This window comes from Leptospira sanjuanensis (assembly GCF_022267375.1).
Lineage (GTDB): Bacteria > Spirochaetota > Leptospiria > Leptospirales > Leptospiraceae > Leptospira > Leptospira sanjuanensis.
In genome coordinates this window covers 3,700,061-3,724,722 of sequence record NZ_JAIZBH010000001.1, presented here as the reverse complement: position 1 = coordinate 3,724,722, position 24,662 = coordinate 3,700,061, and the positions used below count along the sequence as shown (strand labels likewise).

The following is a 24,662-nucleotide window of genomic DNA, read 5'->3' as shown; positions in this document are numbered from 1 at the left end:
TTCAGGTTAGACCAAAAGGGCCGATACTAAGAACAGTGACGTCCAACCTTTACAGAAAAATCGTCTTAGCCCTAACACTGATTCTATTAGGGCTGATTCCCCTTTCCATCCCTTTTTTCATAGAAGAATGGAAAGAGGCCTCCATGGCGTTTCCTCTAAATCCGGCGGGCAATGAGGGTTTTCTAAAACGGGAAAGGTTTCTCAAAGTTTGGACCGAAGCGAAAAAAGCGCCTTTGTTCGAAGCCGGTTCCAAGATAGAATACGGAATCAGAAATTTTCGTCTTCCCGCGCAAGCGAAGGAACTCGCGGAAAGTCTTCAAAAAAATTTAGAACTGAAATCGATCAAAATCTACGATTCTTCCTTTCATATCGTTTACGCGAGCGAAGAAACGAAGGAGATCTTCAACGGAGATCTTAGACTGGGAGATTTGAAAATTCTTCCGTCCGAAATCAATTTCGACAGCTCGGGAGTTCCGATTTACAGAAGCAAGGACGGAGAATGGTTTCTTTGGATGAAAGGTTTTGCGTTGGGCAGACAACTTTCACTTCCGTTTAATATAAGGGATAAACAGGTTTATTGGATTTTCGAATCCGGAAGAATCGGAAACGATTCCTTGATCGGCTCGAACGATCTCCGTTCCTTGAATTATCCGGACAACTTGGAAGAAATATTAGCGGAATTTAATAAACGTCCTTCCGAATGGAAGGATCGCCCTCTTTGGGAAAAGAATAAGATCGCCAACCACGTAGTCTTTCTGTCATACGATAAGGGTTCGCGCATGAAACAGTTGTTTCAGATTCTCGTCTTTCTATGCTTTTTGTTGGGAACTTGCGGACTGGGAATCATCGCTTCCACATTAGTTCATTCCATCGTCGTCGAAAAGGAATTCGATCAGAAAGAAAAGATTCTCAGAGTCAGGGACGTATTTCTAAGAATTTTACTGCTTCTGAAACGGGAGGCCCCATGACCGGACTCAAACTCAGAATCTCGATTTTGATTCTTTCGATTCTCAGCTTTTTTTATTACATGCTCGTTCCTTATTTTCCGGAAGGAGTATATTACAAAGATAGAATCAACTCCGTCTTCCTGAATTTAAACGAAGAATTTCACAGACTTGAATCGGGACTCAGTAACGCGAATTCGCCCGCGGATTTGGAAAGTCTTCAGTTGGAATTTCCGATCGTTTCGGGTTTAAAATTCGTCACCGAATCCGAATTGTCCGCACGCAAGGACGCGGAAGGGAAATTACTTGCGGAAACATTAAAGGAAGGCGCGAGCCGTTTATTCTTTTTGAAACCTTCGCTCGTGTTTTGTCTTCCCGATGTGGAAAACAAACGTTTGATTCTCGCCCAGCTTAGAGAGGATTTACTGCGCGTTTCCTTTTCGGGAACCGAATCGATTCTGATCCCCGATTTAAAATTCGGAGGATACGTCGAACCGGGAAAACAAGTGCAAGGTTTGAGCGGCGATCAGATTTCCTCCTTGTTGATCGGAGGAATCAACCGATCCAAAAGCGCGGTGAATCGGATTCAAATCGGATCGGTTCCGTTTATCGGATATTATTATGCGACACCGGAAAACTCGTACGGATTCCTCAAAGGAATTCTTATCTTAAAACCGGGAAGCGACGGGATTTCGTTCTTATTCCTATCCGGCTTTCTCGCTCTTTTCTTTCTCATCGATTTGATGATTCGAATTTTAAGAATCAAGAAGGATCTATTTTCCGATCACGAGGGGAAGGAGATTCAGGAAATCGTAGGACAGATTTCCAAAGGAGTCAACGGACTTCAGCTCGCCAAACAAAAAGCTTTGGAACTTGCGGAAAAGGACAAGGTGGAAGAAATTCGAACCTTGACTTCGGAGGAAGTCGACTTCGATTTAAAAAGTCAGCCGATCCATCTGAAGGAAGTAAAACGCGAAAACGAACCGTCCATCTTCGTGCTACCGTTCGAGTTAAAGGGAGAAGGATATATTTCTCCCGCCTTTTTACGCGATCCCGATAAATTCAAAGCCAATCCCGTAATTCCGCCGGAAATCGAAAAGAAACGTTCGGAGATTTTCAACTCGGAGTTGCAAAGTCTGATTTCCAAGGTCAACGAACCGATTCAGGAAATACCGAAAACTTCCGTCTCGGCCGAAACCGTTGTTCACGGCGGACAAGCCGCGCACAAATCGGAAGAAGAAGCGCGTGGAACTCATTATCTTGAACTCGGACCTGGCTATATGAAATGGCTTGCTTCGCTTCCGATCCGGGATCGAAGAAAAATTCTCGAAGTATTGGACGAACTCGGCTACGGATTGGAATCCGAATATTCATTTATTCTAAAATACTATATGTCCGTGTTTTCATCCTTGAAACTTTCCGGTTTTGCGATCCATTACTACGACCGCCGCAACGGAAGTTACAGCCCCTTCGTAACCTACGGACTCAAGACCCGCACCTCCGAGAACATGATCTTTCTTTACGACGATCAATATATCGGAAAAGAATCGGGAACGTATTCCATGATCGGAATCACCGAGGAACGAAAGACGGATCGTTTTTTTCGAAAGAAGTTCGATCCGATCGATTTGGAATCCTGCATCACCATTCTTACGATACCGTTGTCAAACTTCGGAATTCCGTTCCGATTCTTTTTGTTTTTTAAAGACCCGCCGACGGAAGAGAACGCGCAGGAAATCGAAAACTTGATCTTTCATTCTTTGGAACCGGTTGTTCCCGCGTTTGAAGAATACGATCGTAAGATATTGGGAGAACTATTCCGCGACAAGAGGGACGTAGTTTCCTCTCGGATTCATCTTATGAGAATCGCCACCGACGGTGAACGAGGAATCACGAAATCGTTCCGAGTGGAATTTCACGGAAAGGATTTTAAGAAACTCGAATCGCTGCGTAGAAAAGTGATGACTCAGATTTCGGAAATCATCGGACCGGAAGACATGTGTTTTGGAACGGGAGTCGGCGCGTTCGGTTTATATACGAGAAAAGATTTGGAAGAGCAGGTTCGTTCTTTGATGGATCAAACCGGAAACGATTACGATTTTGTCGTGGACGTTTATCCCGAGAACGGTAAGAATCTCTTCACTTATCTCTGAGCTTTCGGTTTTTTATGAACCCTTTCACTCGACTTGTGATCGTTTGGAGTTTCCTTTCGATCTTTATTTCTCCTTCGATCGCGAACGAGGAAAACCGTAAAGAATGGAACCGTGCGGTCAAAGAAAGAATTCTTAAGATGAACGCGGCTCAGGAAGAGACCGAGTCGATTCCGTATCTTGAAAAGTTCGTAGAAAAAAATCCCGCCGATCTCACCGTAAAACTTTGGTATGCGAGGGCATTATTCTATCGCAAAGATCTGGAAATCCCTGGACACTCCGAGGATATTTTTTCCAGAATGGAAAAGCTCAAGAAGATCAAGGAAAACTATCTTCTTGCCGCAAAGACGTTCGAGGAAGTTCTGGAATATCTCGCTCAGGCGACTCCTAGAGATCCAGATCTCGGCAAGTGGCATTTTCTTTGGGCCATGTGCGAATGGTATGCCGGAAGAGAAGACAGAGCGATTCAGATTTTTAAAAAGGCGTTCAAATACGATTTCAGACTCAACGAAGCGAACTACAATATCGCGAGCATCTACCAAGCCTTGGGTCAGATGAAAGACGCGGATATTTATTTTCGATTGTATCTTAAAAACGATAAGGAAATGAGAGAAGAGAACTGATGGCGAGAGTCGATAAACGGTTTCAGCTTTTAATGACGGAAGAAGAACTCGAACTTCTGAAAAACGAAGCCGAAAAAAGAAATCTATCCGCCGGAGAAATGCTTCGTTTGTCCTTACGAAACGAAGTCTATCGATCCGATTCTTACGAAAGACTCGAAGCTTTGAACGTCCTTTCCCGCTTAAAAGAAGAATGAAATATTATCTCTCCAAGTCCTTGTTGGAAACCCTGATCGGCGGTCCTTCCGATTTAAAAACGATCGTCGTCGAATCGATCGAAAAACTGATCAAGCAGCAGCATCTTTTTTATACGGGAACGGTTTCGATTCTTCCTTTGCTGGAACAGGAGAACGATCCGATCAAACGGGAGATTCTCTGGAGCCAAACCAAACGTCTTTGTTTGGGCGTTTTGGATTTTAGACAGGAGAATCTTTCCCTCGCTCAAAAACTTTCCAAGGAGTTCGGAAACGCCGCATGGATTTGGAACGAGATCGCGATCGCGGTGGAAAAGGATTTGGACGGTTTTATCACCGTGGATAAAAAACTTCCCGATCAGAAGATGATTCAGATTTTACTCGCTCAGGAAATAGACTTCGACCGGATCGCTTAAAGGAGAAACCTGATCCTTTCCGGTTTGAAAGTGGTAGAACTTGTTGTAAGCGCTGATTCTGAAAAAATACGTCGTTCCTTTTTTTAAAAAAAGCTGGTTCTTTTCCAAAAGAATTTCCGAGTTTAAGGACACCGTTCTGTTGTCCACGCAAGCCGACAGTTTATTATAATATTCTTGTATATTCGCCGAAGTTTTTCCGGGAGGAAGTCCGGTGATCGGGTCCAAATAATCGCTCGCCGGATGTTTCGGGCGCGTCTTCCTATTCGGAGTTTCCGCCGATTCGGAAAAGGTTCCGCGTATGATTCCCACCATTCGATCCGGATGAATTCCGTAATGGATAAAATATCCCCCGCCGTTGATCACGTCCCTTTCAGGATTGGATTTCCAAGTCAGACAGACGCTCGGACCTCCGTCATCCACGGAATTTTCCGCGACTTTCAAGCCGATCGGCCGTACGGGAGGATTGGTTTCGCGGAAGGTCAAGGCCAGGTTTTTGAGTTCCGGCGTTTGCGCTCCGCTCGGATCGGCCTTGAATTTGACTCTCCATTGGTAATATCGAAACGGAAGAAGGTCTTCTTTGTTTTCGGAAATTCCCAAAAATTTACGGATCGGGTTCTTAAAGGAAATCTTATAGAGATCGGGTTCGATCGAATCTATTTTATAAGTTTCTAATTTTCTTAAGTCGAGTGCGATCCATGCGAGGGATTCGGAAGTTGGAGTGAACGGAGTCGGAGACACACGAAAATAAAGTTCCATCGCGGTGGAGGAGGGAACCACAGCCTTGAACTGAACTTCTTCCAAGAAGGAGCTGGAAAATTTGCTTTTGTAAACGGGAGAAATGCCGGTTCCGAATTTGGATTCGGTCGTATGCGTTTCGGGATCGAAATCCTGACCCGGAAAGGAGGAATCTTCCGAACTCGGATTGGGTTTTCCTTTGAACACGGAGAAATTCTCCATCCATCCGTAATACGAACCGGCGATCCGAAAGGAGGTCGTATCGTCCGGATGAAATCCGATCCGAGTCAAATTCTTGTTTGCGGGAATGTTTCCCCGCGCCGTTTCTTTTCCGTTGAGATACAATACGATTTCTCGATCGGACGGATTGAAATAAAGAAGAACACGATTCCATTGATTCTTTTTTAAAGTCGCGTTCGATGTAAGCTGCAGGGATAGAAAACGTTTTTCTTCCGTTTCAAAAAAGGAATAGAATCCCGCTTTGAGACGATCGTCCGAAATTTTTAAATCCCAGCCGTACGTGCTTCCGGAAGTTTCATAGAGTCTCGAAAGGAGGGTCGCATCTTTCTCAACGGTTCCCGGAAGAAAATTAAAGCCGATATAAAAATCCTCCGTGAGATCCTTGGATGTCAGAAGACCCGAGTTGGAATGCGCGATTTTGATTCCGGTCCGTTTTCCGGAAAACCGGGCGCTTCGTTTTGAATGAAACACGTTTTCGGAATCCGGCAAATACGAAGACGTTAGAACTTTATAATTTCCTGATAGATCTTTGAGACTGGACGGATCTCCCGATTCGAAACTCAGATACAAATCGGACCCGGCGCTTCGATTTCGCGTTTGGAGTTTAAGACTTCTTTGATCGTCTTTTCCGGAAAGTTCCAATCCGTTCTTTTGCAATTCCGCCAAAGAAAGAATCCTGGTTTCCGCAAAGACGGATACCGTGAAACACAAAACGAAAAATACGAAGAGGGATAAACGTAAAGCAGAGGAACGTAGAACGAATATTGGCGGAACGAGAATTGTTAAACGAATTGAACGAAAGAACGGAAGGAGAACGCGGGATGAAAAAGCCGGAGGGAACGCGCTTCCGATTTTAGAATTTGAAATCGATCCCATCCGGTTGGTGTTAAGAATTTAAGGTTTCGAGTTGGTTGACTCTTCTTTCGTGGCGTCCGCCTTCGAATTGAGTGTTTACCCAAGTGCGAACGATGTTGAGCGCCAGTTCTTTACCGATGATTCTTCCGCCCAAAACGAGGACGTTTGCGTTGTTGTGGCGTTTGGACATTTCGGCGGTGAACTGATCGTGGCAGAGTGCGGCTCTGATTCCGGGCAAACGGTTTGCGGCGATGGACGCTCCGATTCCGGTTCCGCAGAGGGCGATCAATCCTTCCACGTCTTTGGAAAGAACTTTTTTACAAGCGTCCGAAATGACGATCGGATAATCTACGGACGTTTCGTCTTTGGTTCCGTAATCTACGATTTCTAATTCTCCCGCGAGCGAATTGCGGAGAAATTCCTTGAGCTCAAAGCCTCCGTGGTCCGAGGCGATTCCGATTTTTTTCATGATCTATATTTTGGTTATGTCCCGACTTTCTTCAGGTTTCAAGCAAATAATTCTCCCGACATTTAAAACATTCCGAAACAAGGAGAGAAAACGAATTTCGTGAAAGTCGTCGTATAACGTTGTTCCTAAAACGGACAGGAAAGAGCTTTTAAAGTACAGAATCGCGATACGTTTTCGGCATCGCGTCCCAGAATTCGATCTGAAGCAGAAATAGCGAGAGATAGATCATCGAAAAGTTTTCTTCCGAGATTTTTTCTCCTTTCAGCGCAAAGCCGGTTGCGTCGTTCAAACGGATTAAAAGTTCTTTCTTTTGTTTGAGATGTGTCGTGAGAAGTTCCCATTCGATCGAGTTCAAGGACCTCGTTTTATCGTCCGAAAGAACGTAATTCTCATAATAAGAATTCAATTCCCCGTAAAGGGTAAGATGATTGCTCCAATCCAAAAGAAGTTTGGAAAGATCCTCTTCGGTCAATTTCTTTCCTTGGATACAAGAGACGGATTGGAATCTGGATTTTCCTTCCTTGTATGCGATCGTCTCCGCGATCCTTTTCTTTTCATCCAAAGGAATTGCGGACTTGAACAGATTGGAAAGTTCGGAAGACGAAGCCTCGTTCGTAAAACATTCCTGAACTCCGACCTGCGTGTGAAAATTCAATCCGGATGCGGAAAGGTTTCCGGCGGAAATGGAGACGCAAATTCCGATCCAGGTCAAAATAAGAACCTGACCTAAAACCCGGCCGGAACCTTGCGGCATATTTTTTTTGCGAAAGCGAAAACGAATTTTTCGACACGCCGTAAAAAGAATTTTTTGAAACGAAAAAGGTTTCATCAAGCCTTGGATTCGAATTCCTTCATAAAGGAGACGAGTTTTTCCACTCCCGCAAGAGGCATCGAGTTGTAAATGGAAGCGCGGAAACCGCCGACCAGCCTATGTCCTCCGAGTCCGTGCAGACCGTTCTTTTCCGCCTCGTCCAAAAACTTCGCGTCGAGATTCTTATCCTTAAGAAGGAACACGGCGTTCATCTTGGAGCGGGACCTCTTTTGAACCGGACAAGTATAAAGAGAAGAGGAATCGATAAAGTCGTAGATCGATTTCGCCTTTTGCTCGTTGACTTTTTCGATCGCTTCCACTCCGCCCCGGTTCAATAGCCATTCGAACACGAGTTTGGCGATATAAATGGAATACGTGGAAGGAGTATTGTAAAGGGACTGATTCTTTACCATCGTCGCGTAATCCAAAAGGATCGGGATCTTTCTTCCCGAAATTCCGAGAAGATCGTTTCGAATGATGATTAAACTCAGACCCGAAGGTCCGATGTTTTTCTGAGCGCCCGCAAAGATCACTCCGAAATCCTTAACGTCGATTTTGCGGGACAAAAGTTCGCTGGTCATGTCCGCGACAAGAGGAATGCTTTTGATCTTAGGGATTTCCGGATATTGAGACCCATAGATCGTATTGTTGGAAGTGATATGAAGATACTTCCCTTTTCCGGAAAGACTCGCGTCGGTTAAAACGGGAGTGTCCGTGAAATGATTTTCGGCGGCATCATAGATAACGTTGACACCGTTGAACTTGAGACCTTCTTCCCAAGCTTTTTTCGTCCAGATTCCCGTGTGAGCGATGTCGAAACTTTCCCCTTCCTTGAGAAGATTGAGAGGAAGTGCGGAGAAGTGCAGCGTCGCTCCTCCCGAAAAGAATGCGATCGAGTAGTCGCTGCCGATGTCCAGCAATTTGCGTAGTAAGACTTCCGCCTCTTTGAGAACGTCTTCGAAAAGAGGTTCCCGGTGGCTGACTTCCATGATCGACATTCCGGAACCCTTATAGTTCAAGAACTCCGCCGCTGCTTTTTCCATCACTTCGTTGGGGAGCATCGCGGGGCCGGCGCCGAAATTGTAGATTCTTTCCTGGAACTGATACATACGGCTAGGGTTGCAGAGGGGAGGCTGGGGATCAACTTTCTTACAATAAAGAAGACTCCCGATCGGGAAAAATCCTTGTCTCAATAGAATGCTTGAGGATAGGATATTTCCTGGTCAAAAGGCCGCTTTCTCTTCGGGAGATCAAAAGGAGTAATTTAGAATGTTCAGGATTTTGATAGCGATTATATGCTTCGGTTTTTCCTTCTCTTTATTTTCTCAGGATAATTCCAAACTCGGAGAGAAAGAAGTCCGCTCCTCTCAAAGAGTTCAGTTTATCAACAGATCTTCCGCCCGCGCCGGTGAAGAAGTTCGAGGTACGAACGAGAAAGTCGGATCGGGACTTGCGGAAATTCTGAAGAAGGAACCGGACAAATCCCACACACAAGGCGGAATCAGTGCGAGCAGAATCGCTCCCGAAGAAAAGAAATTCGGAGCGGACATTCTTTACATTTCCGAAGACGCGGATTACGGACACATTAACTCGATTCAACGGATTCTTACCGGATTCGTAAAATCCACATTCGGATACGACGATAAGAATTCCGAAATTCTCGCCACATACATTCTGTTCTACAACGCGATTCATAGAAAGGATAAGGCCTACATCGGAAAGAAATATTCCAATTCCGTAATGAAGTCCTTGAACGCGAACAACATCGGGATTTCGAAACGTTATACGGAATGGCCCGGAAAAACGCAGATCGTGATTCCTCTCGTTGAGGATATTCTCGGAAAAGACGTTCACACGGACGAATTGGAAGACGAGGTGAACAAGGAGTTCGACAAGAAGAAGGAAGGACAATCCGAAAAGGATAAATTTTCCGATCTCCAAAACGAGAAGAATAAAAAGGATCTAGAGGAACTCAAACGCAGAAAAGAAGAGAATCAAAACAAACAAAAGGAAATTTCCGATAAGGAAACGAGGACCGATAAGGAACTTCAGGATCTCAATAAAGACCCCGTAAAAAATAAAACTCAAATCGCAGAAAAGAAAAAAGAAAAAGAACAGATTCAAAAAGAGAAAGAAGCCGTTAAAAAAGAGGAACAGAAATTAAAAGAGAAGGAAAAGGAAGTCGTTAAAAAGGACGAGGATCGAAAGTCCAACAGCAGTTCTTCGAGTTCATCCAGCTCTTCCAGTTCTTCTAAATCCGATTCCAAGAGCGATTCGGGAAACAAATCCGGAAGCGACGGCAAGTCTTCTTCGGACGATAAAAAGACCGAAGCCGAGTTGAAAAAGGAACTAGCCGAAACCAAGAAAGAATTAGAAACCAAAAAGGAAGAGGAAAAGAAGAAGGAAGAATTCGATAAGAACGTCGTGGGCGGTAAGATTCTTTTCTTAAAAACCTTAAAGTATTTGGACAAAGGACATTATAACAACGAACTTCAAGTTCTCGATCCTACCAAAGACGATACGATTTTCCGCGGCGATTTTAATAAGATCTGCGGTAGAACGTTTGAGATCGTGGACGGAAAGGCTCTTGTAATCGGCTTTGAAGACGGCCACTCTTCCAGTCACAAGTTGATCCTGATCGATCAGGAAACTTTGAAACCGACTCTTTCCGCGGAAGATAATATTTTCTGGAGATCTCCTATGATCGTAAAGGGAGACGAGATTTACGCGTTCGAGGAAGTTCAGGAGAAGTATTATCTTTCCCGTTTCGGCAAAGATTTGAAGAAACAAGCGAAGTCTTCCGAAGAGATCAGCCCGAATTCGAACGTCACTTTCTACGGAGAAAAGATTTATGTGACCGGTAAGGAAGAATCCTCCGGAAGCATTCAGATCACGGTTTTCAACAAATCGGATTTGAAGCTGATTAAGAAGATTAAGCCTTAGTTAGTATGTAAAGGAACCGTCGCATTCAATGCGATTCATATTGTATGATACAGGAAAAGTGACTGATCGACTGACTTACGCGTGAAGTTGGAAGGTTATTTCAAATCCACAAAATCTCAGTAGAGGTTTTGTGGGAGTTCCCACATGCGAAACTTTTTACTTGCAAAATTATGATTTTCTGATAGAGCAAAATCTCCCAGGCTTTTCCACCACCCGCCCCTCCACCCAAAATTTGGGCGGGGCTTTTGTTTCAAAAAAAGTTGTCGTTGTTCCTACGACTTTTTCAGAAGATTCGGACGGCTTTCGGGCAAGACAATATTGGAAAAGTTCGGAGGAGTCTAATTAAGAAAATTATGATATTCTGGATTAAGGGCCGGACCTTTTTGGTGTCGATTTGCAAAACTTTTGCGATTAAAAAATTTTCAACTCAGCTTTCCTACTGTTTTTTTAGAATTGATAGAATCAAGTAAACAGTAAATAGATGCGATTCTTCTTTTATCCATTAATCATATTCTTATTTTGTCATTGCGGAAGATATATGAAAGAACAGCCGTTCGATGGAAACGAGCCTATAAAAGAATTCTTACGGGCACAGATCGAAAGAGATCAATTTCCTGCGATTCAATACGTGGTCGTCGGTCCCGAATCGGAATTGTTCAACTTCAGCGAAGGGCTTACCGATATCGCGAAAAATTCTAAGATCACAAATCGGATGACGATGATGATTTACTCGATGACAAAAGTGATCACGGCGATTTCCATTCTTCAATTGATCGGACAAGAAAAGATTTTTCTCGACGACCCGGTCATGAAATATTTGCCTGAAATTCCTTACCCAAAAGCTGTAAAGATACGTCATCTATTATCTCAGACGTCCGGAATTCCGAATCCCATTCCACTGAAATGGGTTCATCTTCGGGAAGAAAACGACCATTTTGACGAAGAGTCGCATCTTCGTTCTATCTTATCCGAATATCCCAAACTTAATTTTCAGCCAGGGGTTAAATATCATTATTCTAATATTTCCTATTGGCTTTTGGGAAGAATCGTAGCAAAAGTTTCGGGAAGGTCTTTTGATCAATACGTTCGGGCCAATATTTTCGAAAGATTGGACATAGATAAAAAAGAAGCTGATTTTATCATACCGGATTCTTTTCATCATGCGAAAGGTTATCTTCCCCGATGGTCCGTATTCAATTTGCTGAAAACCTTTTTGGTTGATAAAAAATTCTTCGGAGGTTATGAAAACGGTTGGTTGTCGATTAACGATCATTATATGAACGGTCCTGCTTTCGGAGGTTTGATCGCATCGGCGCAGGCGGTTTCGAAAATCCTTCAGGATTTGTTAAAAGAGAATTCCAAACTTTTAGGAAAGAAGGAAGTAAAACTCCTGTTCGAGCGTCAGCTGAACTCGAAAAACGAGCCGATAGAAATGACCTTGGGTTTTCACATCGGTTTCAAAGACGAAAGGATCTTTTATTTCAAGGAAGGGGGTGGCGCGGGATTTCACGGCGAGTTACGAATTTATCCAAAAGAAAAAATCGCAACCGTGATGATCGTAAATAACGGCGCCTTCGACGTCGAATCTTTGCTTAATAGATTGGACGGCACGTTCTTGAAATGAAATTCATTCTTCTTGGAAACGCCGAGGCCCGGCTGTTTTCGAAAGTTTCGTCCGGACCGACATTATACGACGAATGAACTTCGGTCTTTCCGAGTAATGGACCGGAAGTTATAAAGAATTGAAAAGCAGTCCTTACCCGAGAGAGGATTGCTTTTTTTAAGATTAACAGCCGGATTAAAAAAGAAAATGGAAGTAGGGAATAGATCTAAAAAAAATTCTCCGTTCCTTTCGGAACGGTCCGTTTAAAACTCTAACTTCTAAAATTAGAAGAAGAAAGTTTGTTATCTCAGAGAAGTCAATTCTCTGTAAGCGCGAACGACTCCGTCTGCGATCGTCTTTGTGAACGTCAGAGCGACTCTCGCTTTTTCGGAAGCGATCATCACTTCGTGCGCGTCGACCGAATTCGGATCAAAGACCATCTTCTGAGTCATTTCGTCCGCTTCCACTTGAAGGTCGTTCACCGAAGTCAGAGCATTCTTCATCGCTTCCGAAAAACTTTCGGCGACGTAGTCCGGGGAAACGGGTTGTTTTACGTCTTTGTAATGTCTGTCTTCCGTAGTCGAGACTTTTACGTTGTCCCCTTTCGGACTGAGAGGGTGCGGTTTGTTTCCCGTATAACCGGAATTGTACGTATACCAAAGAGAAGAATTGGAATTGATTTCCATGATTAAGCCCTACCTATTTCCAACGCTTTGTTGAACATCGCTTTGGAACCGTTGATCATCTGTACGTTAGCCTCGTAGGATCGTGAAGCCGAAATCATATCCGTCATCTCGGTTACGATATTTACGTTCGGCATCTCGACGTATCCTTTCTTGGGACCGATCTGAATCGAATCGGGATGAGTCGGGTCATAGACCAGTCGAAGAGGAGTCATATCCTTTTCGATTTTCATCACCTTCACGCCTTTTCCTTCTCCGGGAGAAACTCCGAACGGATACACCGGGCTATTCCATCTGGTTCTCAGATTGATCGGAGTCATCACGACTCGATCCCTTCGGAAAGGACCGTCCCCGTTCGTATTTCGAGTCGTTGTCGAGTTTGCGATGTTGTTCGAGATCACATCCATTCTCAGACGTTGTGCGGATAAGCCGGTTGCGGAGATGTTGATCGATGAAAAAAGTCCCATGGCTAACTTCCTAAAGCGTAAAATTATGTCTCATTATAATGAATTCAAGTAAATAAATTCCGAATTTTTAAGCCATTCTCATGACTTGTTTCAAGTCACGGTAGTTCTGGTTGATTCTTTCGGACATCATCATGTATTGCATTTGGGAATTGGAGGCTTCGACCACTTCCTTTTCCACGTCCACGTTGTTCCCGTCGGCTCTCATAGTCGTTAAGTAATCGATATTCGCTTTCGGCTGAACTTCGCGGTAATCCAGGGGTTTGAAAAATTGAATGTGACGGTCGTCCGAAATTTGAGTCGGGACTTCTTTCATCGCTTCGATTTTTTCGGAGTTGATCGCCCGTTTGATCATCGATTCGAAAATCACTTCGGAACGTTTAAAATGCGGAACGTCCGCGTTTGCGATATTGTCGGAGATCACTTTTCTTTTAAAAACGGAATTATTCATTCCTCTTTCCAGGAGGTCCTGGGTTTTCATAAAATGGGTTTTCTCAAACATTATTTTTCTCCCCTCCAAAAAATCGGTTGAATTTGCGATTTCCAGGAGAGATTTTTTTAGGGTAGAGGTTTTTTTTATCCGAAACTTACAAGAGTATACGGAATACCTTCTAAGCGAATGAGCATGTCAGAAAACCCCGAAACAATCGAGATCACCCCGGACCTTACGATCCTCTTTAACGATTATTATGCGTTTCGCACGATGTTGATGGATGCGATCGCCAAAAAACCGAAAAATATCGTTTTGAACCTCGGGGATATTCCCGTTATGAATTCGATCTCGATCAGTTCTCTCGTTTGGTTTTTAAAGAATGCCCGTTCCGAGGGGATATCCTGTACGATCAGCGCGATCCATCCCGATCTTCTCAATACGTTCGAAGTGCTGAACTTAAAAGAATACTTGGACGCTCAATAGATTCTTCCGTTTTTCGGCGTTGCTGTTCCGGCGATTTTCATTGGACACCGGAAGCCGAATCTCTATGTTTGAATCTATGAAAAAAATCGTTCTTATTTCTACTTTGATTCTTCTTCTTTTCTCGGCTTGTAAAAAAAAGGAAGAGCTGATTTTGGGAGATTGGGTCAAAGTCAAAAATTGTCCGGCAAAAGGAGAATGTCCGAATCCCGATAAGGACAAAGGAAGTCATCTTTTGATTCTTCCCGAAGGTCTTGCGAAATACGATACGTTCCATCTTACTTATAAGATGAAGGACGACGACATTCATTTCAATCTTGCGGATCTCGCGTTCGATTTGGAATACAGAATTCTGAAAGTGGACGAAAGGGAATTACAGCTCCTCAACAAGAAAGAAGATCGCATTGAATATTTTGAAAAGAAGTAATTCGGTCTTTTTAAGATAAAGAATTCCCTATGAGCCGTTTGCTTTCTTTATTATCGATTTTGATTCTTCTCATTGCGGGAGGAATTTTCGCGGACGATGAGGATGAGAATCTTCGGGGGAATTCTTCTCCCGCTCCGAATTTTGATTCCGGAAATCCCGCGGACGCCGCCCGGAAAAGAGTTCAGATCACGGCTTTAAATACGGAAACGGTGAATTTGATCCGAGCCAATAATTTGGCGAGAGCGATCGTCAATATCGACAAGATCAAAAAGTTGGATGAGAATACGGTAGAATATCATTATCTGAAAGGTTCTTATCTTTACGCGCAAGGCAGATATCCGCAAGCCAAGACTTCCCTTTTAAAGGCGATTCAGATTCATCCGGGTCATGACCCTTCCTATTATCAGTTGGGAATGATTTTCGTTCAAAGAAACAAATGGGCAAGATCGTTGGAATACTTTCAAAAAGCCGTCGAACTTTCCAATTACAATCCGTTCTATAGAATCAATCTCGCGCTCGCTTATTTTGAAACGGGGAATTATCTGCGCGCTAAAGCGGAAGCCGAACGCGCAATCGAATTAAAACCGAACTTCCGCGCCGCGAAACTATTGTTGTTAAAATCCAATTTTCTTCTGGGTAACAAAGCGGACGCTTACGCGCAGTGTGTTGATTTCGTGAAAGAAGGTTTTATATCGCGCGAATATATGTTGATCCATGCAAGACTTGTAATGGACATTCATCAGAATTATCGGAAGGCGATTAAGATCTACAATCAATACGGGGAACTCCCGTTTCAGGAAAAAAGATTCTTAGCCCATGCGTATTACAACACCGCGAATTATCGAGCGGCGGCCGCTACGTATCAACAAGTGATTCAGTTTAGAATCGCGGACGAGGAGGATAAGATCGAATACATCCGTTCTCTTTCGTTTATCAAGGATTACAGAAGGTTGGAATCTTTCGTAACCGCTTGGCTTCAGGATGAACCGGACAAGCGCAGAAAGGTGCAAGAGGCTTTGGATATCGCAGAACTTCTGAAGGAAAACGAACCGAAAACCTTCCACATGTTTCCTTCCCGATCGCCGTATTAGGTTTTTGTTGTAGTAGTTCCTACAGATTTTGTCGTAAAAGAAAATTGGCCCCACCCTGAAATCGGGCGGTGGTGGTGAGGAGGCGGGAAAGAATCAGGAAATTTTTCTCTATCACGGAATCGTATTTTCTGCAACGAAAAATGACTCCGACTTTTCTGTGGGAACTCCCACAATTCTCCCTTAAATTAGCTTTTTCGGTTTCGTAGGAATCCGAATCAAATAAATCACGACCAGAACACCGATCAGCGAAACGAGGATCTTAACGGCTAAGATCGGAATAAAAAAGAACACGGTCGTCCCGATCGTGATAAAGATCATCGAAATCGCGATGATCTTTGCGCGGAACGGAATCATTTTGTGGATTCTCCAGTCGCGAATATAGGAACCGAAATAGCGGTTGTTCATCAGCCAATTGTAAAATCGATGCGATGCCCTCGCGTAACAAGCAGCGGATAAAAGCAGAAAAGGCGTGGTTGGAAGAATAGGCGTAAAGATTCCTATGATTCCCAAGGCCAAGGAAACGGAACCGGCGACAAAAAGAAGGAAACGAATGATCTTGGATCGATGCAGACGAACCTCGTCGCTATAATCTTTTTTCTCCATATAACATAGAATTGAAATCGCCCGAGGACAATTCAATTCTTTTCGTCGTTTTTTCTTATCTAAGAATTCGAAGTCGACAATTCGTTAAGGATGCGCTGGAGAATCCGCGCCGTTCAATTTTCCCAGGCCCGATCGTTTTCGAACCAGTCGTTGAATTGCTGAAAATAGTTCGTTTCCGAGAATTTTCTGAGGGGTTCGAGTTGGGAAGAAGAATACTGCTTTGCCAGACTGAAAAGAACGTCCAACTGCGACACGGTGTGATCCAAATCCAAAGAACTCAAATACCGCATATACAAAGGAAGATAGCCGAGGTTTTTTTGAAGCAGCCGAAGAATCGTAAACGTTCCGGTCTCGAGTTCTTCGTGGGTGGGAAGACCTTCTCCGTTTGTTTTTTCCTGATTGTATCGAATTAGAGCCTCCATATAACGCACTAAAGACGTTTCGAAAACCGGGTCCAAGGATTCGATTTCGGAGAAAAGATCCTGTTCGCTCAGAACTCGTCCCCCAACCGAAACTCCGAAGCCGAACCAAGGATCGGATTCCTCGAAGATCGGATTCGAAAGTACCAAGTTTTCAGCATTTTTGAGAATTTCTGTCCAAGCATCTACGGCTCTTACAAGCGCTGCAGAAGTAAGGTTTTCCACGGGAATTAGAACGAGATTTCCGGTAAACCCGACTTCTTTGTCCATCTCCACCGTCTGAATTGCAAATTTCGGTCTCATTTGGTTAATCCTGTATTTTATAATATTATAATGTTTTATTTAGGAATAGACTTCTTCGAAGAAATCGATACCCAAAATTCTCTGTGCGAAAATCCGGATCAAAATTTGTCCGAATAAAAGCCGATCCGCCGCTTTAATTTTAACGACTTCGCAATCTTCGTGCGAGATGAACAGATAGGCCGGTTCTTTATGGTCCGTTTTTCGTAGGGGATCGCTTAAAATCCAGTTTTGGCCGAACTCGAGGATGCAAGGAACGTCGCCGATGGAAAGTTCTTTGCTTTCCAGAGATTCGAGATATTCTTCGTTGTCTCCTTCTTCGAGAGCCTCCGATTCCCAGCCTCCTTCGTTGATCGTTCCGTTTTTACTCAAGCCGAAAAAGCCGATCGATCCTCCGCCGAGATCTTCAAAATAAATACCATTGTGAACCTGCGCGGTTTTTACGTAACTCTTCGGTAAACCTTTCGCGGGAGAATCCGTAAACGGCGGATAAGAGCGGATCGTAGCAGGTGTGGAATCCTTAAAATCCGGATCGCTGTAGTGCAATTCGGTTACGAGCGCCGTTTTTTCGGGGTCGATATAAATCTTGGAAACCTGGGCCGCAAGTTTTGCGAGAATTTCCTTGTCTTCGTTTGTAGAGACTAAAAAGGAAAAATGTTTATAAAATCCTTCCTTGATGTTTTTACTTTCACAAACTTCTTTCCATACATCGAGATAATTTGCGGAAGAATTCTCCCGATACCCTTTCTTTAATTTTTCTTTGAGAAGTTTCTCCGCTTCTTTTAGGCAGGTTTCCTCCGAGTCGAAGGTTTTCGTTTGGGTTTGACCCGCGGTTCCCGATTTACCGTACGTTACCGTGAACGAATTCCCGGAAGATTCTATATTCCAGAATTTATCCGAAGATTCGTCTTGAAAGATGAGTTGGTGTTTCACGCTCTGATTCCTGTTGATTTTGTTCGGTTGATTTTAAAATTCCGTATGTATGCCGCTTGATTCGTTTTCGTTTAAATATTATGAATTCTGAATATTTTAAGGATTATACAATTGAAAAAAGTTGATCGCTTCTTGATCCGCGTTGGGCTTTGCCGCGACATCGTTTGCGTCGAATTTAGAAGACACGGCTTTGGCTTCGTCAAAACTATGATGTGTGTTCGGATAAACCGTCATCGCAATCGAGTTATTCGTTGCAGCGCTTGCACCAAGAGTCTGCGCTCTCGCGATTCTCGTGTCGCAATAACCGCCCGTGTAAAGTGGATCGGCTCCCGCCGCGAGAATTTTCAAATGTGTGTAGGGAAGATATTGGCTTCCTGAAATTCCTCCGAACGCGTTGTTTAAACCGCATCCCGGATAAAACGAAATCACCGCTTTAAACGGTCTGGAATCTTCGGTTCGAAATTGAATCGTTGAATTCGTATCGACCGTGGAAAGAACGCTACTTCCTCCGTGAGACCATCCCAATAAAACGATTCGATTGCCGTTTATGACCGTAGAACGTTTCACGTAAGCGAGGGCCGCATATGCGTCGGTCGGACGGTCGGTTACTTCCGATGTTCCGACACCGGCTCCGTTGCTGCATTGATTTTGCGGAGCGAATCTTGTGGTGAAACTATCTATGAGAAGAGTCGCATACCCTAAGTTTTTCCCGCGCCCGGCCCATTCCGTATAAAGCGAAGAAACTCCTCGGCTCGGATCGCTATTGGAGTACGCACCCGCGCACCCGTGCATCATCACGATCAAAGGAAAGGGTCCCATTCCTTGCGGCTTGGAAAAATAGGCTTCTAAGATAAATTTTTGCGTCGGGTTGTAGATTCGAAATTTGTAATCGGTAAGCTCCGCGCTTTGATCGATTATGACCGGCCCCGAAGTTAACTGAATGATTTCCAGCGCTTGAGCGGCTGCGGCCGCGAGCGCTAAGTCGTTTATGAGAGAAGAATCGTCTTTTTTGTTTTTCTTCCAGAATTCCAAAGTTTCCAATTTTTCTCCGAGCTGGCACTGTGTGAAAACGCCCAAGGAAAGAAGGGAAATTAGGAAGTAGATGCGGAAAGTTTCGATGGAAAAGAATTTCATGGCTTATTCTGCGTTATTGGCGATGTAGGATTTATCCGGAGTCGTGATCTTTGTAAACATGAGAAAGTGATCGTTTCCGTCCTTATCGTTTTTCGAAACGATTTCTTCTTTTTAAAACCTTGGTATATCGTATCAGAATGATGACCTTCGTTCTCATCACGTTATAGAATGGATTCGGCTTTCTTATCGAGAGCGCTTCGATTTATCGGGAACCTTCTCTTTGAACGAAATCACCTTTTTGATTTTGTTTGAAACAATAGTTCGCACGTCGGATTCGGTTTGTAGATGTTTTTTACCTCGATCGGGACGGAGTGAGCCATCCTCCTTGCGATTAGACTGGAAACCTAATTGTTCAAAATCGGCCAAGATTCGTGATCGGAACCTAAGGTTTTGCGGGTTCGTTCGGGAAATAAAAAAGCCGGACTTTAATCAGTCCGGCTTTCGGCGCGCTCTTAAAACAAAACGGAATGTTTAGGTTTCTTTGAGCGCGGTAACGATTTCTTGAGTCGCTTTCTTTCCGTCTTGGAAATACATGAGAGCGTTATCTTGGATGAACAACGGGTTGGGAACACCCGCAAATCCGGGACTCAAGCTTCGTTTGATTACGATAACGGTCTTCGCTTTGTCCACGTCCAAGATCGGCATTCCCGCGATCGGACTGCCTGGATCGGTCTTAGCGAGCGGGTTAACCACGTCGTTCGCACCGTTGATGATCACAACGTCGACTTGTTCGAAAGAAGGATTGATTTCATCCATTTCCTTCATCTTGTCGTAAGGGATATCCGCTTCCGCAAGAAGAACGTTCATATGACCCGGCATTCTTCCCGCAACCGGGTGAATCGCAAACTCGACGTCGATTCCTCTATCCGTTAGAATATTATAAAGATCTCTTACTGCGTGCTGAGCCTGTGCGACCGCCATACCGTAACCCGGAACGATTACGACTCTTTGAGCCATATCGAGAAGCATTGCCACTTCTTCTGCGGAAGTGCTTTTCGTTTTTCCGGCGTAGATGTCTTCTCCGCCTTTGGAGTTGTCAACCGCAGCACCGAGTCCGCCGAAGAGAACGTTCGGAAGAGAACGGTTCATCGCCTTACACATGATCTGTGTAAGAATGATTCCCGAAGCTCCCACGAGAGATCCTGCAATGATCAAAACGTTGTTTCCGAGAACGAATCCGGTTGCGGATGCCGCGATTCCCGAATAAGAGTTCAGAAGTGCGATTACCACCGGCATGTCCGCGCCGCCGATCGGCATTACGAGAAGAATTCCTAAAACGGAACCTACTACAACGACATACCAATACCATTCGATCTTTTCAGGTTCGATGACCACGTAATAGCTGAGAACGATCGAGCCGATAAAGAAAAGAACTTTTACGATTTGATCGCCCGGATAACGAACCGCTTTTTCGGAAAGCAAACCCTGAAGCTTTCCGTAAGCCACAAAACTTCCGGTTAAAGTAACCGCTCCGATAATTCCGGATGCAGCGGTTGAAATCGTAAACTGATACGATTTTAATACTTCAAGATTGGTTTTTTGGTGAAGAACTTCCATCACCGCCGCACCGGCGACGAGGAAGGAAGCAAGACCACCGAAACCGTTCAATGCCGCAACGAGCTGAGGCATCCCTGTCATTTCTACTTTTACGGAAAGATAAATTCCGATCGCGGTTCCGACGATAAATCCGGCTAAGATATATTCGTATGCGAGGCCCTTTTCAACGAGCGCCGCCGCCACCGCTAAGAACATACCGACTGCGCCCACGAAGTTTCCTCGCACCGCAGTCTTAGGGTGAGAAAGAAGTTTCAATCCTACGATAAAAAGAACGGAGGAGAGAAGATAAACTAAATTGATGATCGATTTTTCCATATTCTTACTTTTCTTTCTTCTTGAACATTCCTAACATTCTGTGGGTTACTAAGAACCCTCCGACAACGTTGATCGTTGCAGCGACCATCGCGATAAATCCGATTATGTTGATCAACGGACCGTTCACGGAATGAAGAGAGAGAATCGCTCCGATGATCGTGATTCCGGAAATAGCATTGGAACCTGACATAAGAGGAGTATGTAAAAGAGGAGGAATTCTAGTGATAACCTCGAAGCCTACGAATACGGCTAATAAGAAGATCGTCAGGTAGCCTACGAACTGTTCCATAATAACTTTTCCTAATCAGAGATTCCTTCCTTTGGAGAGTTGAGGAAGGCCGGGTAAACCGATGGGATCACTTTTCAGAAACTCCTGTCTCCTGAAAACCTTTTTTTCTCAAGAGACAGGCGTCGCATTTTCCGCAGGCTTTGCCGTTGATCGGGTCATAGCAGGAGAATGTAAGATGAAACGGAACCTTTAAACGATTCCCGAGAAGAACGATTTCTTTTTTAGAAAGATTTTGAAGCGGGGTTACGATTTTAATCGGAGAACCTTGGCTTCCTTTTTTGGTTCCGAGTTGAATCGCCATCTCATACATCTTGATGAACTCGGGTCTGCAATCCGGATAACCGGAATAGTCCATCGCATTGACTCCGATGTAGATGGAATCGGAACCCGTTCCTTCCGCGAGAGAAACCGCAAACGAAAGAAAGAGAATGTTTCTTCCCGGAACGTATGTGTTCGGAATCTCGTCCTTTCCGAGAGAATTCTTCGGAACCTGGATCGATTTTTGCGTGAGGGAAGAACCCAGAAACAATTCGGGTTTTAACTTTTGAATCGTGTGAGGAATTCCTAATTTGCGAGTGATTTTTTTCGCGTAGGATAATTCGATTTTATGTCTTTGTCCGTAATCAAAGGAGAGGGCTTGAACTTCTTTTCCATCGGCGATCGCCTGATACAAACAAGTTGTGGAATCGAGACCGCCCGATAAAAGAACGACTGCTTTGTTGTTGGAAGACTCTGCTTTGCCGTTCTTTTCTTTCGGGGACTTTTTCCGATCGGTGCCGGAATTCTTTCGGTTTACATTCTTCTTTTTTGCGGAATCCAAACTTGAATCCTCTTGTTAAATGGAACCTTTCGGACCTTCGTAGATGCACGCGCTTGTGCAGGTTTCGTTCAGAGTGATTTTATAAAGAAGAGGCAATAAAGGTTTGAGATGATTCCAAAGCCAGATCGAAATGTTTTCCGACGTCGGATTTTCCAAACCGGGAACATCGTTGAGATAATAATGATCCAGATGATTTTCGATCAGAGGTTTTACGATCTTGCTGACTTCCGCATAATCGATGAGCCAACCCGTGTTTGAATCGATCTTTCCTTTTAAATGAAGTTTAAATCGAAAGCTGTGGCCGTGAAGTCGTTTGCATTTATGGCCTTCGGGTACGTTCGGAAGGAGATGAGCGGCGTCGAAGCGGAATTCTTTGGTGAGTTCGATTTCTTCCATAGGTTCCTGCCCGGTTTTGTATCAATAAATTCGGAAGATCTAAAAGAGGACCGGGATCAGGTTGAAGAGACTGAGAAAAAGCCGGTTTATTTTACCAGCTCTTTCAAAATTTCCTGTCTTTTTTGATCTTTCTGATGTTCGTTCAAAACCAACCATTCTCTTTTGATTTGTTTCGAGCTTACACCCTTAAGTTCTGCGTATTTGTTGAGAAGTTTTGCAGTTTTCTGGTTCATATCGACCAAAAAACCGGGAATCGACTCTCTGTCAAGCAACTCAGTTTGGGATGTTCCGTTCTTGATTAAAATTCATTGCCGGACTTCCGACCATACTTCGTTCAAGGGGATTCGTATGAGTTCCTACATTTGTGAAATCGATTCGGGCGCCTCTTTCTGATTTGCAATCAGAAAGACCGAGCTCGCCGCGACTCCACTTCGTTTCGGTCCTGCGGACTGCTTTGCATCGCTTTGATCTCTGGCGCGGGATTTTATCGAAAGGTCTTGATTTGTAAGAGTTCCCACATATGTTTCAAGAGGGTATTTCCGTTTACAAGTCTTCTGAAGGAGTTCCTACATTTTTCAAACCTGAAAATCGATCAAGGTTCGAAGGTCGTCCAAGGCTTGATCCGGTGGAATTCTCCCTTGAATTCGAACCTCTTCGAGAAAGAAACCGATCTTATGTCTCTTTGATCGAACAAGATTTTGAAACGAAAGTTCCGCTTTCCAAGTTGTTGGAACTCCTCGGATCGGACCTTTTCGTTCGATCGTATTCTCCTTAAAAAAAGAATCGAATTCCGCAAACAAATCCTGACCGGAATCGACAACGACTCTTGCAATCGTCACTAACGGAAGAACCGAATCGACGGAAGAAGAATCGAGATCTCGCACCGCAACTTCCGATCGGTCGGTAGAATTCCGAACGCCAAAACTCAATTCCCAAAAAGAAAGGCCTTCTGCGTTGATCGATTTTCTACCGTAAAGCAAAGCCGCTTTGATCGTCTTGGCGGGAGGTTTTAAAAGAAGGAATTGCGATTCGCTCGGATGAAAAACAAGCGCATTTACATTCAGAAAATTGAATGTTTTTGATTGGTTCTCGCCGAAGTCGGCTGAAAAAATTTCAGGCTCGACATAAGATTCAGAATTGTCTGAAGAAGTTATGATTTCCGGCTCGGCATAAAATTCCGGATTATCCGATGAAACTCTGATTTTCCAATCCGCCGATTTCTGCGGAACGAGATTCCATTCTACCAAAGAAAGGAATCGGAACTCTTGATCGAAAATCAAATCTAAAAAGATTCTTCGCTCCGCAATCGAATGGTTCGAAAGATTTTTCCCTTTATATTTCAAAATATCATAAATTTCAAATATAGATTCGGATCGATTCGCGGATATCCAGCCGATAAGAACCGCCGGTTCTTGAATTCGAGAAAGTTCTTCGATTATTTGCGGAATTTGGTTTCGGTATAAATATCCGTCTTTCGTCCAAGCGGCAATTCCGAAAGAATCGAAAACAATCTGCGCGAGGATCGTATTCCGCGGAATTGAAAAGTAGGAATAGCCTTCCGCATTTTTGTAGTCCGGAAACGGAAGCGGTTCTTTCCAAGCTTGAGGCAAGGAAGGATCGATTCGTTTGAGAACTTCACGGAGAGAAAGTCGACTTAACTTTCGATCGGGAAACCAGAGGGCCAATGTTTTCAAAACCGAAGACGATTTCCAAGGGTTGCCTTTCGCCGCCGCTTTTTCCAAAAGAACTCCCGTTTCCAAATCGAAACAATCGGCCAGAACGAAGAGCAAAACGGAATCTTGAACTTTCAGAATTCTTTTTCCTAAAAGGATCAGATGCAGAAAAATTTTTTCAGGAACGGAAGCCGAGTTCCAAAGAGAGAATAAAAGATCTTTGGAACGTTTGGATTGCGCATCGGATCGGATTTCTTCCACGATCGCGATGAGGAAACGGATTTCATTTTGCGTCGAACGGCTGGAAACGTTCTCCGATTGCGTTAAACCGACTTTCTTTCCGTCGCGCCCAGGATCGTCTACGTCCTTCTTCGTCTTTTCCTGAAAATTTCCCGTCAAAAGCGAGATCGTCTCCGAAACATCTCCCACTTCATTGATAGAAGTTTCGATCATCCAAATGGGTTGTTGTAAATATTCGGAAGCGCAGGCAGTCAGTTCTTCGACGGACAGAATCGGTTTTTCTTTTTTACCGCTCAGATAGGCAAGTGCGGGATCGATTTCTTCCGGGTCGCAAAAACAAAAATAATTCGTCAGAAGACGCCGTTTCCGCGCTGGATCCGATTCTTCTTTGAGTTCGAGAACGAGTTGAAAAAAGGAAATCACCG

25 protein-coding genes and 2 pseudogenes are annotated in these 24,662 nt (G+C 44.1%); 10 read left to right on the top strand and 17 right to left on the bottom strand.

Annotated features, from left to right (window positions below; all coding sequences use genetic code 11):
* Positions 1 to 35 precede the first annotated feature (35 nt).
* The 5 genes from LFX17_RS16835 to LFX17_RS16815 are packed head-to-tail and all read left to right on the top strand — an operon-like array spanning position 36 to position 4,324.
* Complete coding sequence (locus LFX17_RS16835) at positions 36 to 968, top strand: hypothetical protein (protein WP_238731264.1); 933 nt, start codon at positions 36 to 38, stop codon at positions 966 to 968.
* On the top strand, positions 965 to 3,097 hold the full coding sequence (locus LFX17_RS16830; RefSeq protein ID WP_238747417.1) for a hypothetical protein: 2,133 nt from the start codon (positions 965 to 967) through the stop codon (positions 3,095 to 3,097). Before LFX17_RS16835 ends, LFX17_RS16830 begins: the two co-directional genes overlap by 4 nt.
* Positions 3,098 to 3,111: 14 nt before the next feature.
* Positions 3,112 to 3,717, top strand: coding sequence for a hypothetical protein (locus LFX17_RS16825; protein ID WP_238747416.1), 606 nt, complete (start codon positions 3,112 to 3,114; stop codon positions 3,715 to 3,717).
* Positions 3,717 to 3,911, top strand: coding sequence for a CopG family transcriptional regulator (locus tag LFX17_RS16820; protein WP_238731261.1), 195 nt, complete (start codon positions 3,717 to 3,719; stop codon positions 3,909 to 3,911). The genes LFX17_RS16825 and LFX17_RS16820 overlap by 1 nt, the downstream gene beginning before the upstream one ends.
* A complete protein-coding gene (locus LFX17_RS16815; RefSeq protein WP_238747415.1) occupies positions 3,908 to 4,324 on the top strand; it encodes a hypothetical protein in 417 nt (138 codons plus the stop codon). The genes LFX17_RS16820 and LFX17_RS16815 overlap by 4 nt, the downstream gene beginning before the upstream one ends.
* Here LFX17_RS16815 and LFX17_RS16810 read toward each other — a convergent pair.
* The 4 genes and pseudogenes from LFX17_RS16810 to serC form a co-directional block, all read right to left on the bottom strand.
* A complete protein-coding gene (locus LFX17_RS16810) occupies positions 4,286 to 6,175 on the bottom strand; it encodes a glucanase (protein ID WP_240009058.1) in 1,890 nt (629 codons plus the stop codon). The two genes, LFX17_RS16815 and LFX17_RS16810, sit on opposite strands and share 39 nt — an antisense overlap.
* 10 nt (positions 6,176 to 6,185) lie before the next feature.
* A complete protein-coding gene (gene rpiB, locus LFX17_RS16805; RefSeq protein WP_118954770.1) occupies positions 6,186 to 6,623 on the bottom strand; it encodes a ribose 5-phosphate isomerase B in 438 nt (145 codons plus the stop codon).
* A gap of 148 nt (positions 6,624 to 6,771) precedes the next feature.
* Positions 6,772 to 7,377, bottom strand: a complete 606-nt coding sequence (locus LFX17_RS16800) for a hypothetical protein (RefSeq protein ID WP_238731259.1) — start codon at positions 7,375 to 7,377, stop codon at positions 6,772 to 6,774.
* Between the two features lie 74 nt (positions 7,378 to 7,451).
* Positions 7,452 to 8,578: pseudogene (serC, locus tag LFX17_RS16795) on the bottom strand (3-phosphoserine/phosphohydroxythreonine transaminase).
* A 125-nt stretch (positions 8,579 to 8,703) separates the two neighbouring features.
* On the opposite strand from serC, the gene LFX17_RS16790 reads away from it, so the two are divergent.
* On the top strand, positions 8,704 to 10,377 hold the full coding sequence (locus tag LFX17_RS16790; RefSeq protein WP_238731258.1) for a P83/100 family protein: 1,674 nt from the start codon (positions 8,704 to 8,706) through the stop codon (positions 10,375 to 10,377).
* 538 nt (positions 10,378 to 10,915) lie between these two features.
* Complete coding sequence (locus LFX17_RS16785; protein ID WP_238747414.1) at positions 10,916 to 12,001, top strand: serine hydrolase domain-containing protein; 1,086 nt, start codon at positions 10,916 to 10,918, stop codon at positions 11,999 to 12,001.
* A gap of 281 nt (positions 12,002 to 12,282) precedes the next feature.
* On the opposite strand, the gene fliE is transcribed toward LFX17_RS16785, so the two are convergent.
* The 3 genes from fliE to flgB all read right to left on the bottom strand — a co-directional run bounded on the left by fliE (position 12,283) and on the right by flgB (position 13,629).
* Entirely contained in the window at positions 12,283 to 12,666 is a 384-nt protein-coding gene (gene fliE, locus LFX17_RS16780; RefSeq protein ID WP_238731256.1) for a flagellar hook-basal body complex protein FliE, read from the bottom strand.
* Between the two features lie 2 nt (positions 12,667 to 12,668).
* Positions 12,669 to 13,130 (bottom strand): flagellar basal body rod protein FlgC, encoded by a 462-nt coding sequence (flgC, locus tag LFX17_RS16775; protein ID WP_003001718.1) that lies wholly within the window; start codon positions 13,128 to 13,130, stop codon positions 12,669 to 12,671.
* A gap of 67 nt (positions 13,131 to 13,197) precedes the next feature.
* Positions 13,198 to 13,629 (bottom strand): flagellar basal body rod protein FlgB, encoded by a 432-nt coding sequence (flgB, locus tag LFX17_RS16770; protein WP_118954774.1) that lies wholly within the window; start codon positions 13,627 to 13,629, stop codon positions 13,198 to 13,200.
* A gap of 123 nt (positions 13,630 to 13,752) precedes the next feature.
* Between flgB and LFX17_RS16765 the strand changes: the two genes are divergently transcribed.
* The 3 genes from LFX17_RS16765 (at position 13,753) to LFX17_RS16755 (ending at position 15,558) form a co-directional block, all read left to right on the top strand.
* Positions 13,753 to 14,043: an STAS domain-containing protein gene (locus tag LFX17_RS16765; protein ID WP_118954775.1), complete on the top strand. Its 291-nt coding sequence runs from the start codon at positions 13,753 to 13,755 to the stop codon at positions 14,041 to 14,043.
* A gap of 76 nt (positions 14,044 to 14,119) precedes the next feature.
* The gene (locus LFX17_RS16760; protein WP_238731636.1) at positions 14,120 to 14,467 is read left to right on the top strand and encodes an LIC10301 family lipoprotein; all 348 of its coding nucleotides are present in this window, start codon (positions 14,120 to 14,122) and stop codon (positions 14,465 to 14,467) included.
* Positions 14,468 to 14,496: 29 nt separating this feature from the next.
* The gene (locus LFX17_RS16755; RefSeq protein WP_238747413.1) at positions 14,497 to 15,558 is read left to right on the top strand and encodes a tetratricopeptide repeat protein; all 1,062 of its coding nucleotides are present in this window, start codon (positions 14,497 to 14,499) and stop codon (positions 15,556 to 15,558) included.
* A gap of 180 nt (positions 15,559 to 15,738) precedes the next feature.
* Here LFX17_RS16755 and LFX17_RS16750 read toward each other — a convergent pair whose 3' ends face one another.
* The 10 genes and pseudogenes from LFX17_RS16750 to LFX17_RS16705 form a co-directional block, all read right to left on the bottom strand.
* The gene (locus tag LFX17_RS16750; RefSeq protein WP_238747411.1) at positions 15,739 to 16,161 is read right to left on the bottom strand and encodes a YbaN family protein; all 423 of its coding nucleotides are present in this window, start codon (positions 16,159 to 16,161) and stop codon (positions 15,739 to 15,741) included.
* A 113-nt stretch (positions 16,162 to 16,274) separates the two neighbouring features.
* The gene (locus LFX17_RS16745; protein ID WP_238747409.1) at positions 16,275 to 16,883 is read right to left on the bottom strand and encodes a hypothetical protein; all 609 of its coding nucleotides are present in this window, start codon (positions 16,881 to 16,883) and stop codon (positions 16,275 to 16,277) included.
* A 732-nt stretch (positions 16,884 to 17,615) separates the two neighbouring features.
* Positions 17,616 to 17,813, bottom strand: a pseudogene (locus LFX17_RS21070) (WGR domain-containing protein); the annotation flags it as partial.
* A 96-nt stretch (positions 17,814 to 17,909) separates the two neighbouring features.
* Positions 17,910 to 18,947: a dienelactone hydrolase family protein gene (locus LFX17_RS16735; protein ID WP_238747407.1), complete on the bottom strand. Its 1,038-nt coding sequence runs from the start codon at positions 18,945 to 18,947 to the stop codon at positions 17,910 to 17,912.
* Positions 18,948 to 19,418: 471 nt separating this feature from the next.
* The gene (locus LFX17_RS16730; RefSeq protein WP_238731250.1) at positions 19,419 to 20,819 is read right to left on the bottom strand and encodes an NAD(P)(+) transhydrogenase (Re/Si-specific) subunit beta; all 1,401 of its coding nucleotides are present in this window, start codon (positions 20,817 to 20,819) and stop codon (positions 19,419 to 19,421) included.
* A gap of 4 nt (positions 20,820 to 20,823) precedes the next feature.
* Complete coding sequence (locus tag LFX17_RS16725) at positions 20,824 to 21,108, bottom strand: NAD(P) transhydrogenase subunit alpha (protein WP_000434762.1); 285 nt, start codon at positions 21,106 to 21,108, stop codon at positions 20,824 to 20,826.
* Between the two features lie 67 nt (positions 21,109 to 21,175).
* Positions 21,176 to 21,928, bottom strand: coding sequence for a 7-cyano-7-deazaguanine synthase QueC (gene queC / locus LFX17_RS16720; protein ID WP_238747405.1), 753 nt, complete (start codon positions 21,926 to 21,928; stop codon positions 21,176 to 21,178).
* Between the two features lie 15 nt (positions 21,929 to 21,943).
* Entirely contained in the window at positions 21,944 to 22,324 is a 381-nt protein-coding gene (gene queD / locus LFX17_RS16715; protein WP_238731248.1) for a 6-carboxytetrahydropterin synthase QueD, read from the bottom strand.
* A gap of 86 nt (positions 22,325 to 22,410) precedes the next feature.
* Positions 22,411 to 22,557 carry a hypothetical protein gene (locus LFX17_RS16710; protein ID WP_046690929.1) on the bottom strand — a complete coding sequence of 49 codons (147 nt, stop codon included), beginning with the start codon at positions 22,555 to 22,557 and terminating at the stop codon, positions 22,411 to 22,413.
* 342 nt (positions 22,558 to 22,899) lie between these two features.
* Positions 22,900 to 24,660, bottom strand: a complete 1,761-nt coding sequence (locus LFX17_RS16705) for a DNA ligase-like domain-containing protein (RefSeq protein ID WP_238747404.1) — start codon at positions 24,658 to 24,660, stop codon at positions 22,900 to 22,902.
* Positions 24,661 to 24,662 lie beyond the last annotated feature (2 nt).